General features: G+C 70.6%; 16 protein-coding genes. 8 read left to right on the top strand and 8 right to left on the bottom strand.

Annotation, left to right across the window (positions count from 1 at the left end):
* From GV126_RS12530 to GV126_RS12515, 4 genes are all read left to right on the top strand, one after another.
* Positions 1 to 813 (top strand): ParA family protein, encoded by an 813-nt coding sequence (locus tag GV126_RS12530; protein ID WP_159665694.1) that lies wholly within the window; start codon positions 1 to 3, stop codon positions 811 to 813.
* Positions 810 to 1,256 carry a hypothetical protein gene (locus GV126_RS35740; protein WP_201299835.1) on the top strand — a complete coding sequence of 149 codons (447 nt, stop codon included), beginning with the start codon at positions 810 to 812 and terminating at the stop codon, positions 1,254 to 1,256. Before GV126_RS12530 ends, GV126_RS35740 begins: the two co-directional genes overlap by 4 nt.
* Positions 1,257 to 1,710: 454 nt before the next feature.
* Positions 1,711 to 2,847 (top strand): hypothetical protein, encoded by a 1,137-nt coding sequence (locus GV126_RS35735; RefSeq protein ID WP_185948446.1) that lies wholly within the window; start codon positions 1,711 to 1,713, stop codon positions 2,845 to 2,847.
* A 186-nt stretch (positions 2,848 to 3,033) separates the two neighbouring features.
* Positions 3,034 to 3,201, top strand: a complete 168-nt coding sequence (locus GV126_RS12515) for a hypothetical protein (RefSeq protein ID WP_159665691.1) — start codon at positions 3,034 to 3,036, stop codon at positions 3,199 to 3,201.
* A gap of 44 nt (positions 3,202 to 3,245) precedes the next feature.
* Here GV126_RS12515 and GV126_RS12510 read toward each other — a convergent pair whose 3' ends face one another.
* The gene (locus GV126_RS12510) at positions 3,246 to 3,446 is read right to left on the bottom strand and encodes a hypothetical protein (protein WP_159665688.1); all 201 of its coding nucleotides are present in this window, start codon (positions 3,444 to 3,446) and stop codon (positions 3,246 to 3,248) included.
* A 408-nt stretch (positions 3,447 to 3,854) separates the two neighbouring features.
* On the bottom strand, positions 3,855 to 4,223 hold the full coding sequence (locus tag GV126_RS12505; protein WP_159665685.1) for a hypothetical protein: 369 nt from the start codon (positions 4,221 to 4,223) through the stop codon (positions 3,855 to 3,857).
* Between the two features lie 457 nt (positions 4,224 to 4,680).
* Between GV126_RS12505 and GV126_RS12500 the strand changes: the two genes are divergently transcribed.
* Positions 4,681 to 4,878, top strand: coding sequence for a hypothetical protein (locus GV126_RS12500; protein ID WP_185948452.1), 198 nt, complete (start codon positions 4,681 to 4,683; stop codon positions 4,876 to 4,878).
* A gap of 9 nt (positions 4,879 to 4,887) precedes the next feature.
* A complete protein-coding gene (locus GV126_RS12495; RefSeq protein WP_159665679.1) occupies positions 4,888 to 5,421 on the top strand; it encodes a hypothetical protein in 534 nt (177 codons plus the stop codon).
* A 63-nt stretch (positions 5,422 to 5,484) separates the two neighbouring features.
* On the opposite strand, the gene GV126_RS12490 is transcribed toward GV126_RS12495, so the two are convergent.
* Entirely contained in the window at positions 5,485 to 6,354 is an 870-nt protein-coding gene (locus GV126_RS12490; RefSeq protein ID WP_236569968.1) for an ATP-dependent DNA ligase, read from the bottom strand.
* A gap of 284 nt (positions 6,355 to 6,638) precedes the next feature.
* Between GV126_RS12490 and GV126_RS12485 the strand changes: the two genes are divergently transcribed.
* Positions 6,639 to 7,013, top strand: coding sequence for a hypothetical protein (locus GV126_RS12485; RefSeq protein ID WP_159665673.1), 375 nt, complete (start codon positions 6,639 to 6,641; stop codon positions 7,011 to 7,013).
* Complete coding sequence (locus GV126_RS12480) at positions 7,013 to 8,242, top strand: hypothetical protein (protein ID WP_159665670.1); 1,230 nt, start codon at positions 7,013 to 7,015, stop codon at positions 8,240 to 8,242. Before GV126_RS12485 ends, GV126_RS12480 begins: the two co-directional genes overlap by 1 nt.
* An 80-nt stretch (positions 8,243 to 8,322) precedes the next feature.
* Here GV126_RS12480 and GV126_RS12475 read toward each other — a convergent pair whose 3' ends face one another.
* The 5 genes from GV126_RS12475 to GV126_RS12455 form a co-directional block, all read right to left on the bottom strand.
* Positions 8,323 to 8,835 (bottom strand): hypothetical protein, encoded by a 513-nt coding sequence (locus GV126_RS12475; RefSeq protein ID WP_159665667.1) that lies wholly within the window; start codon positions 8,833 to 8,835, stop codon positions 8,323 to 8,325.
* 151 nt (positions 8,836 to 8,986) lie between these two features.
* Complete coding sequence (locus tag GV126_RS12470) at positions 8,987 to 9,274, bottom strand: hypothetical protein (RefSeq protein WP_159665664.1); 288 nt, start codon at positions 9,272 to 9,274, stop codon at positions 8,987 to 8,989.
* A 93-nt stretch (positions 9,275 to 9,367) separates the two neighbouring features.
* A complete protein-coding gene (locus GV126_RS12465; RefSeq protein WP_159665661.1) occupies positions 9,368 to 9,847 on the bottom strand; it encodes a transcriptional regulator in 480 nt (159 codons plus the stop codon).
* 98 nt (positions 9,848 to 9,945) lie between these two features.
* Positions 9,946 to 10,413 carry a hypothetical protein gene (locus tag GV126_RS12460; RefSeq protein WP_159665658.1) on the bottom strand — a complete coding sequence of 156 codons (468 nt, stop codon included), beginning with the start codon at positions 10,411 to 10,413 and terminating at the stop codon, positions 9,946 to 9,948.
* Between the two features lie 58 nt (positions 10,414 to 10,471).
* On the bottom strand, positions 10,472 to 10,663 hold the full coding sequence (locus tag GV126_RS12455; protein WP_159665655.1) for a hypothetical protein: 192 nt from the start codon (positions 10,661 to 10,663) through the stop codon (positions 10,472 to 10,474).
* Between the last annotated feature and the right edge of the window lie 220 nt (positions 10,664 to 10,883).

The raw sequence follows: 10,883 nt of genomic DNA, 5'->3' as shown, positions 1-10,883 counted from the left end.
ATGCCGCAGCGCAGGAGTAAGCGCGTCGCCGCCGGCAACAACAAGGGCGGCGTCGGCAAGACAGGCTGGGTGGAGTGCGTCGCGGCCGCACTCGCCGACGAGGGGTGCAAGGTCCTGGTGGTCGACGTCGACCCGCAGGCGAACCTCTCGCGCAGGATGGGCCGCCCCTACCGTAAGGAGAAGCCGCTCGTCACCACCGCCGAGGTCATCAAGTCGGGAGAGGTAGGCGTAGCCGCCGACGCGATCGTGCCCTGCGGATGGGACGGCATCTACGCCCAGCGCATCGACATCATCCCCTCCCGGTTCGACCTGGAGAACCGCATCTCCGAGGCGGCCGTGATCGGGTCACGAGGGCGCCTGGCCCGGGCGCTGCAGGGCGCAGATGACGATTACGACTTCACCCTGTTTGACTGTCAGCCCTCCCTGGGGCACCTCACCCAGCTCGCCCTGGCGGCTGCCGACTACGCTGTTGCCCTGGTCGAGCCGGAGTACGACGGCGTCGAAGGCGCTGTGCGGTTCCGGGACTTCATCGCGAGCGAGATCAACCGCAAGGAAATGGGCAACCCGGACCTGGTGTTCGCCGCAGCCATCCCGTCCATGGTCGACAGCCGCCTTGCCGCTCACACCCACCACCTCGGCACCCTGCCGCAGATCTTCGGTGAGGACAGGGTCTGGGACCCGATCCCGCTGCGGTCGGTCGTGAAGGACGCCGCCGACGAGGCCATCCCGCTCGCTGAGCTGGGCAGCCGTGCCAGCGAGATGCGGGAGGTCTACAAGGCCGCCGCGCAGCGCATGATCAAGGAGTTCGCGTGACGAGGACGCGGTCAGTCGTTCCCGCCGAATCGGGCATAAACGGTGAGCGGAAGCCGCTGACCCCGGAAGTCGAACCCATCCTTGGCAGCGAAGGGGAAGGCCCCGGCGTCGAGTCGCCGACTCCCGTAGTCACGGAGCCCCCCAGCGACGGTGGCCCGAAGTGGGCGCAGCTGGAGCGCAAGGAGGCACGCCTGAGGGCGGACCAGGTTGCCGACCTCGCCGCGCTGCGCCGGCACGTCAGCGCCCGCCGCCGGAACCGATCCGAAATCATCACGGACAACACCCTGATCCGGGTCGCGGTCGACCTGCTCATGGCACACGCCCACCGGCTCCGCGGTGACACCGAAGAGGACCTGCGGCGCTCCGTCCTGCCGCGCAGCAAGGGGCAGACGGCCAGTACCGAGGCGGATCCAAGGCGCAGGAGTCCGGGAGTGCCGGAGTAACAGATTCTGTGATTCAACTCAACGGGCACGGTCGCGCCGACCGTGCCCGTTTGCTGTGCGGACACAACGAGACTTCGCTGCACTCCCCCTGTTCGTTGTTCGGAGACAACGCGAGGTCGGATGGAGGGTGTCGAGAACGCGGTGCAGCTGTCCGCCCTCGCCGACGCAGGCCTCGCCGACGATGCGGGACTGGCAGCCTCCGGATGGAAACCAACCCTGCCGACGGCCATCGACCGGGCGTCGGGCTGGGGCCGGGGGGCGCTCCGCCTCGCTATGGTGGGAGCGGCCGCCACGCGTCGGCCCGACTCCGAGCCGGACCCGCCCACGCCGGGACGGCGACGAGGACAAGGGGCACAGCCTCACGCGACGTCAGCGCCGCCCCGTAGTGCCCTCGTGGTCCACCGACGCTACGGCGGCCGATGCGTGGGGTCCGCCGCCGGGAGAGCGACCGGTCATGACCGCCGACAAGCACGCCAAGCGGGCCGCCCGCAACCTCGCGGCGCGGGAGGGCATCTCGTACGCAGCCGCCCGCCGCCGCCTCGCGGCCGCGCCGGTCGACGTCGACCAGGAGCACCAGGAGCCGCGGCCGCCCGTCGCGGTGCCGATGGTCAGCGCCCCGTGCCCGGAGGGTTGCGAGGGGTCCGGACACCCGGGCACCGCGTGCTGGGCGTGGAGGCCGGCCGACGTGGGCAGCGGCACGAGCTGGGCGGTGCGGCGCGCTGCAGAACTCCCCGGCGGCCGCGCGGAGCAGCTCGCGGAGCGGGTGGAGCGGCCCTGGCAGAAGACGCCGGGCGGCCCGTGGGCGTCCTTCCACGCGTGGGATGACCGGTGGCTCCTCGCCCTGGTCTACGCGATGCTCACGGACCAGCGGCCCGAGCTGCGCCCGGACAGGGGCGCGCTGCGGGCCGCCGTCGAGGCGGACGACCTGGCGGCGGTCGACGCGCTCCTGGAGCCGCTGGACCGCGCGGCCGCCAGGCTGACGACGAAGGTGCCGGCCGTCTGGTGGGGCGAGGTGAAACCCCTCCTGGACGCGTACGCCGACGACGTCGAGAGCGACGACGGCCGGGACCTCCTCGTGGTCTCCTGGCAGGAGGTCGAGGCCCGGCACGTCGTCGGCCGCCTGGTCGACCGGTGGCGGAAGGCGTGGGTGCCGGTGCGCAACCACAACGGCTACATGGACCCGCCGGGCGTGATGTGGATTGTGGTCAAGGAGTGGCTGGACGCCCGCCTGGTCGACCAGCACGGCGGCCACGCTCCCGGCGCCCGGGTCCGGCTCGGCGACGGCCGCCCCGCCGTGGTGCGCGCCGTGGAGTGGGGCGAGGACGGTCCGCCCGTCGCCTACCGCGTCCGCGAGCTGGAGCCCGGCCGACACGGCAACGTGGGCCGCCTGGTGCCCTCCCTGACGAGTGACGTCCTGGTCCCGGCCGCCGACTGCCGGGAGGACCGGCCGTGCGGGGTGTGCGGCCGCACGGCCGGCATGGCGGAGGCCCTGTGCGACGACTGCGCCCCTCGGGTCGCCCCTGACCGGCCCGGCCGGGCCGTCGGCGGACTGCAGTCGCCTGAACGGCCTTCTGGCAGAGTCCCGGAGTAACAGACTCCGGTCTCTGGACTAAGGCGCCTGCTCCGCTCTGTCGACCCACCGCGCCGTTCCTGTCCGACGGGGCCCGAGAGCAGCTAAGGGGTACAGGGCCGCCCACACGGGGCGCGCCCCCCGTCCGAGAGGGAGACGGACCATGACTGACCCCGTCCGCACCTACCTGGTGATCAACCCGAGCGCGTGTTCGGCCCCGGTGCTCGCATCACCTTCCGCAGCGCCGCCCCGGCCGGCTCCGTCGTCACCCAGGTGATCGGCGGCAGCCGCGTCCGCGTCCTGCTCGACGACTACGTCGTCCTGGACGACCGCGGCCGCCGCTACTTCGCCGCGGAGCTGCACTGCTACCTGTAGGCCCTGCCCGTGGGGCGCCCGGGCTGGGCGCCCCACGGGTGCCGTCACCGGTTCCGGTGGGTGATGGTCTTGCCGAGCGCCACGACCGCCGTGACAGCGAGAGCGACCGCCAGGCCGGGGTACTTGTCCCAGGCGAGCACGGCCACCGCCTCGGCGAGACCGAACAGCGAGAGCTGCGTGCCGGTCGGGGGCACGACGTTCACGCCGCGGCGCCCCGGTTCCATGATCTTCATGTTGCCTGCCACTATGGAGACCTCCGTAGTAGTCGGTGATCTTGCTGATGCGATGTACGGAGACCCCCGGGGCCGCCCCTTGCCGGAGGGGCGGCTCTCTCCGTCCGAGGACATTGAAGCGCAGGTCGGAGCATGTCCGGTGACGCTCCGGCGGCCCAACAACCCGCTAGAAAGCGGTCTTTGCGCGTGTCAGCGATCACCGCAATTGAGAGACCCTTCAAGGTCCGGAAAGGGCCCGCTGAGCTGCGCGAACGTCACGGACGAGATTTGCGTCTGGCGGCTTCGTCGGAATTCGCGTATCGGCCGGGCGCCTACTTGCGGTCTGACCTGGGCAAATGGCCTCCGTAAGATCCCGCAATTGGGAGTTCTTCCAACCCCCCGCCAGCAAAGGACAACGAAAACCGAAAAATGTGTCGATCGTCACATGGTGGGGTTGCTGGTGGAGCCGCCCGCGCCTCCGGGGCGACGCGGCATCCCACCCTGCCGCGTCTCGTCCACGCCCGTCGTCGGCTTGGACCGGCTGACGTGGGCCAGGCGCAGCCCGGGCTGCGGCCACTTGTAGAGCTGGCTCGTCACCGAGGTGTCGCCGTTCAGGTCCACCGCCACCCGGTAGTAGGTGGAGCCGTCCGCCCACACCTGCTTCGCCGTGACCTCTGCCCACCGCCAGCGACCGCCGGACCACACCCACAGCGCGGGCCGGTCGGTCCGCGGCCACGTCCACACCTGGGGTTCGGGCCCGTCCTCCGGGCGCCACGGACGGGCCTCTACCGGCTCCGGGATCGTGCTCATGCCCTCGACTGTATGGCGCCGCCCCTGCCTCGGATCGCCACCGGTCAGCAGGGGGCACCTAGCCAGGCGTCGCCGCCCACGTCGACCAGACTGCCCACGCTCTCGTGGTCGTCGTCGCCGTCGCCGTCGCCGTTATGCGTCTGGCCCGCGAGTCGACCGGAACGGCGTGAAGCCCCCCGCGCGATGGCGCGGACTCGGTCATGTACACACTCCCGTCATGAGCACCACACGCCGCCCCCTGGGCACCGGCCCGGTCACCTCGCCAACTACCGTCCCGGCCCAGAAATCGACCCGATCGCTGCCCGTCGAGCGGGCGGCCGGCGATGGGCACCAGGAGCCCGGCGAACCGCGCGCGCGAGCGGCCCGGGGACCGGTCGCCGGCCGCCGGCCGTTGGGCTTCCGGGGGCAGTTCGAGGACGCAGCGAGGCAGCAGTGAGTGGCCGAGTGGAAGCGCACGATGATCGACATCGGCGACAAGCCGCTCTGCGGCAACCACGGTGGCCCCATGGGCTTCCAGGTCATGAGCAACCTGATGCGGACCGGGGACTACGACGACAAGTTGAGGGCGCCCGGCAGGGCTACATCAATGCACGCTCAATCCTGGACGGCCAGGCTCCTGGCAGTGCAACAAACTTCGGTTGATATTTCTACTTAGCGAGTAACCGTGAAGCTCTCTCAAACCTCGACCCGACACCTCACCATCACAGCCGGAATCATTGTCCTTATTGTCGCACTCTCAAGCTGCGGAGGGAGCCAGGATAAACGGGAATACTCGGTGCCGAACTCACTGTGTGGTACTCCCGTCGATGCCAAGGCGCTCTCCCCATTCCTCCCCCCGGGGGGAGGCCTGACAACCAAAGCGAGCCAGACCGCACAAGGGGCGACGAAGTGTGGCGTGGCCGTTGATGGCAAGTTGATCGTCACCACTTCACAGGAATGGTGGAACAACATGTCAATCATTGATTTCGCGAAGGGAATGACCCTGGAGAACTCTAGCCAGCAAACGGACGATGGCAGGTTCGCATACTCGGGACATCAAGCATTCGGCAAAGCGGACAACTGTAACAGCAGCAAGCACGAGAATCAAACGCTGTTCACAGCGATTCAAGCCACTGGTTCCAAGCATCGTGACGCCAACGCCATGAAACGGCTCATCATGGAATACACGCATGCCGCCACAAAGATGCAGTGCGGTTGAGCTTTCCTAGTTGACCACAGAGCGAGAGTGCCCAGTGCTGCCGATGCGGACAAGACCCGACCTTCACCGGGTCCTGGTCACCGTGAGCACTGCGTGCCGGGTGCTGCCCGCCAGTACCTCGACTGTGGGCCCGTCTTCTACGAGCGCCCGGTAGGGATCGCCTCCCGACGTGCGAGCGCGGCCACCGGCAGCTGTGCCGGCCAGGCGCTCGCCGAGCTGGGCAGCGAGGATGCTCGTCAGTCGCTGAGACAGTGCAACGCGGCCATCGGGGAGTCGCACGGCCACGGCGTGAGGGCGGACGTGCGGCCCGGTGAAGCCGACGATCGTGCCGTCCAGGGTGTCCGCGTGGCGCTGCTTGCGCCAGATCCGCCGGTCGCCGCGGTACGGGCTGGCGGCGTGCTTCCACACCAGGCCCTCGATGCCCTGGTCGATGAGCGTGTCGTACCAGGCTGCGGCCACCGTACGGTCGTCGGTGGCAGGCACGGCCTGCAGCGGCGGGCCGATGTCCTCCAGAACGTCCAGCAGGAAGGTGCGCCGCTGCAGCCAGGGCAAGTGGCGCACGTCGCCGAGGTCGGGGTGCTGCAGGATGTCGAACGCCGCGTAGGAGGCCGGATGTCGTTCGGCGAGCGCGCGGGCGCGGGCGGGGCCGGAGGCGCCGCGGGCCTGCGCCGCAGAGAAGTCGACACGGTGACCCGCGTACACCACGGCCTCGCCGTCCAGGACGGTCCTGGGGCGGAGCCGTCGCGCGGCCGCAGCCAGGTCCGGCCACTGGCGGGTGACGTCCCGGCCTGCCCGTGTGTGCAGGCGGACCGTCTCCGGCAGGCGCCAGATGGCAACCCTGTGGCCGTCGAACTTGGGTTCGGCCCACCAGCCCGGTCCTGCCGGCGGAGACGAGACGGCCTGCGCCAGTGCGAGCGATGCGGGGTACTCCACGACCCCACCTTGCGTCTGTCTATGCCAGCACGCGCGCCAGAACAGAGGCGCGTCGACGCCTGCCCGTGACAGGCTGCGATCGGCTCCAGCTGCCTGGCCAGCCCGGAGTCGCCCTGAACCTGCGAGCTCCGGAGTGCCGACACACCGAAGTCCCGGAGTAACAGAGTCTGTCATTCGGCCAACCGGCACGGTTCGCGCCAACCGTGTCTGTTCGTTGTATCGACACAACGCAAGTCCGCTACCCTCCCCCCGTTCGTTGTTTTGGCGCAACGGGAGGTTGCCGGGTGGAGAACGTCGACATGATGGGCGCGGAGATCAGCGACCTCGTGCAGCAGGCCGGGGAGGCGCCACCGGCCGACCGCGTGCAGCTGCTCGCCCGCGCGGTCGGGCTCGCCGTCGATCCCCTCCAGCGGCTGCAGCTGCTCATGCTGGTCGCTGACGCGGCCGGACGCGCGGCCCACGACGCAGCGGGCCGCGCCCTGCGCGGCGAGGGTCTGCCGGAGGAGAAGGCAGCGACGTGGTCGCAGATCGCCGCGGCGGCCGCCATCTCCAAGGACACCGCCTTCCGTCAGTTCCACGGCGGGCAGGCTCTGTCGTGGTCCTCGGCCGCCCGCGGGGTACGGCAGGCGGTACGGCGGCCCGCCAAGGAGGCCCGCTGATGGCGCTGAGCCCCGAACTGAAAGGCCGGCAGCTGCTGCTGGCCGCTGCCGACGAGGTCCGGTCGCGGAGCGAGATCTCCGACTCCCGCGGCCGTCAGGTGCGCTGGGTGGCGGGCGAATACGGCCGCGCCCTGGCCCATGCCGAGCATCCACTGACGGACGATGCCGACGCGGCCGCCCTGCTTGCACGCGACGCGATCGACGCCTACCTGGCGCTCGCGGCGCGTGGTGAGCTGAGGGTGCGCCGGGCCGCGAGGCCCGAGAGTGGCGAGCACTCCCGGCAGATCCGCATCGAAGTCCTGGCCCTGCTGGCGCAGGCAATGGGTGTGGACGCCGACCTGCCGCCGCAGCCGGACCCCGCCCGCAAGGACCCGGTGACCAAGCGGGCCCGCTCACTGCTGCGGGCCTCACTCGCCGACCTCGCTGACCGCGCCGACGCCCTGCCCGGCCAGATCCGGATGCTCGCCATCGGCGCGATGGTCGCCGACACCGGAGCCCGCTCCGGGGAGCTGTGCGCCTGCGGGATCAATGACCTGTCACCGTCCATGGAGGAAGTGCGACTGGTGCGCCGCCCGCAGGGCTGGAGTGAGGCGGAGGCTTACGCCGAAGTGCTGCAGCTGTCCGGGCTGTGCAGGGCCGGGCTGCGCCGCTGGCTGCCGGAGCGCCTGGCGCTGGTGGAGCGGCGCAACGGCAGCATCCTGGCCCTGTGGGTGACTCTGCACGGCAACCACCGCGAGGGGCACCCCGTCCCGGCCGGGATCCCGCTGCAGGCCCGGGGCCTGGCCCGCGCCTGGAGCCAGGCCGTCGACGCGGCGAACGCGACGATGGCCGGCGAGCCGTCCTGGACGCCGCTGCCCACCCGCATGGAACAGCTGCGCCGCGGAGTGAGCCCGAAGGCCTCCCCGGCGCCGATGCGGCCCGACGCCGAGCGGGCCGCGGCCCTGCTGGAGGACGTCGCCCGATGCGGCGAGGAACTCGCCTCCGCCCGGCGCTCCGGCGAGCCGGGCAGCACCGCCGACCTGGAGGCCCGCGTCGCGGTCCGCAAGGCGGTGCGCGAGGCCTGGGTGGAAGGCGTCGAGCACGCTGTGCAGCTGTCCGTCCTCGCTGACGCAGGCCTCGATGACAACGCGGGCCTGGCGGCCGCCGGATGGGAGCCGACCCTGCTCGCCGCCGTGGACTGCGCCTTGGGATGGGGCCGGGCATCCCGTCAACAGGCCGCGGCCGTCTGACCGTAAGTGACAGGGGCACTGACAGCGACCGCCCGGCGGGACGCGTGCCGGACGAGGAAAGTCGTCGATCGCCGACGACCTCACAGCTTGCCGAAGACCACCCCACGCCAGGTCCAGCCGGACCTGAGCACGGTGTCGCGCAGCGGCTCACGCATCTGGGCACTGTCGAAACGGAAGGTCTCCGTCGCTTCGAGGCGAGCGCCGTCCCTGCGTCCGATGGTCCACTGGCGGCTGACGGTCCGACTCGGCCCTCGCGTGTACTCCGACGTCATCCTCAGCCCGGTCGGAGTTCCGGCCCGGCTGAGCTCCCACTGCTCTTCGAGAGCGCGGACCTCGTGCTCCTTGTGGTCCAGCCGCATCCGGATCCGAACGGCGTGGCTCATCTGGGACCGGACGAAGACCTGCTGCCAGGCGGGCTCGGTCAACCGCCACTCCGCCAGCAGGTCGCACTGCTCACCGCCACCGTAACGGACCACGAAGGGAACCTCGGGCGCGTTGAGACCGACCAACGCTGCCCGCAACTCCTCCCCCGTAACCGCAGGAACGCCCTCTGGCGGGCGCCGGGTGCCGGTCAGCTTGTCGAAGAGTCCCATGGCCCCCCAAGCTACGGAGGACGGACCCGGCCACACAAGCCTCACCCACTCCCGGCCAACCGCTAGGACGCCGGGGCCGACTGAGACGGGGGTCGTGCGGGAGTCCAGAGTCTGTGACTTCGGGACTTCCGCACTCGGTGAGTCGTGGGCATCAGATGAGGAAGTCGCCCCCGCAGAAGGGCTGGACGTGGCGGCAGTAGTGGCAAGTCGCTCCGGCCGGGCGGTCCACGGTGGAGCCGCAGCACCGGGGGCACTCGCCGCGTTCGAGGACCGGACCCGTGCCGGTCGCGCAGGCCGGGCAAGCGTGGCCGTCGGCGCCGAGCCGCCAGCCTGCAGCGGCTAAGGCCGTCTCGAAGGGCTGCCCTTCGGGACGGTCATCGGGTTCGAGGTAGACGGCCAGGCAGTTCGGCCGGTCGCAGGTGGCAGCATCGCGGATCATGGGGTCCCTTCGGTCACGGGCGGCCGGGCTGTCCGGCCCTGTGCACCGCCCCGCCCGGCCGGCGAGGCCCGGGCGGAACAGCACGCAGGGCCGTCAGACGGTGGCGATCAGCACGGCCGCGACGCCCAGCCACAGGACGTGCCAGCTTTGATCGAGTGCATAGGCGCCCGTCCCGATCGTGGGCGCGTACTCGCCCTTCGCGGTCACCGGGTGCTCGGCATGGGCGGGCGTGCCCAGCGAGTAGAACGCAGTCTGGCCGCACCGGTCGGCGAGGCGCTTGAGGGTGGTGCGCCGGTCTGCCCAGTAGTGCGTGGCTGCGTCGATGCCGAGCCCGAGGACCAGGCCCAGGGTGGTCACCGGCAGGTCGAGCACCAGGACGACGGGCGCGAGGACCAGACCCTTGGTAAGCGTCAGGCCCAGGACGTGGCGGCCGCAGGCGAGCCGCCCGGTCCACCCGGGCAATCCCTTGGTGGCGGCCTGGCAGCTGGACTGCACCCAGTGGTCACCCACGCTGTGGGCGACGTACAGCGCAGCGAACACGGCGGCGAACACGGCGGCGGCGGGCTGGCTCATGATGGTGGTCTCCTGTCCCTGATGGATGGTGAGCCCCGGGGGGCGGGCCGCTCTTGCTTTGGCCGGCGGACCGGTCCGCCCTCTCGGGTGCGCGGCGGCTACTGGCCGTCGCGGTCGTCCTGCGGGGCCTCGCCCCCGTGCTGCGGGCCGCCGAAGACGGCCCAGTCCTCCCACGTGCTCTTTTGTGAGCGGCGCAGGACGTCCCGGCGGTACTGCGCGGTGCTGCGAGGAACGTCCATGGCCAGGGCCAGGTCGCCGACGCTGCCGCCGCTGCTGTCGTGGGCGCGGATCAGGGCGTCGCGGATGCCCTCCAGGCGCGGCAGGAGCTGGTGGTCCACGTCGTTGATCATCGTGTGCCAGGTGGACGACGGCACGCCGTCGGCGGCGGGGTTCACGGTGCGCAGCATGGCCAAGGCCCACAGCGCGCTGTGGAACCAGTCGGCCAGGATGCCCGCCTCCATGCCCAGCTTCTGCGACTGCTCGGGGGTCAGGCTGATGACGATGTCACCGCCGCCGAGGCGGGATTCGTTGGACGGGACGTAGGTGATCGGGTCCTTGGCGTTCATCGAGCGTGTGCTCCCTCGTGTTTGGTCAGCGGTGCGGATGTCTGCGGTCCGGTCACAGTCAGCGTTCGGTGATGACCCAGCCCTGGCCGGGCCGCTTGCGGAGCACGCCGACGTTGGGCAGGTGCAGCTGCCCAACCCCCTCTCCCATTCCGAGGGCGTCGATCTGGTCGAGGATCGCGGCGGCCTGTTCGGCAAGCTCGCGAGCCTGGGCTTGACGCTGGCGGAGTTCCTCGGGGGTGCCGTTGAACATCGGTTCTCCTTCGCAGGGTGTACGGAAGTCCGTACACCGAAGACTGTACGGACTTCCGTACACCCACACAAGGGGTGCCCGGAAGATTTCTCCACCCGATCACCGCACTATGGCTTTGACCTGCATATCTATGCACGAAATTACAGAGTCTGGGAGTCCGGAAATATCGAGCTCCGAGACTCCGTGACTCCGGCAGTTGAGGCTGGGGGCGGCGTCCGCC

It is taken from the genome of Streptomyces mexicanus (genome assembly GCF_902506575.1).
In the GTDB taxonomy this organism is placed as follows: Bacteria; Actinomycetota; Actinomycetes; order Streptomycetales; family Streptomycetaceae; genus Streptomyces; species Streptomyces mexicanus.
The sequence above is the reverse complement of the archived record's forward strand: the minus strand, read 5'-3'. Positions and strand labels throughout refer to the sequence as shown.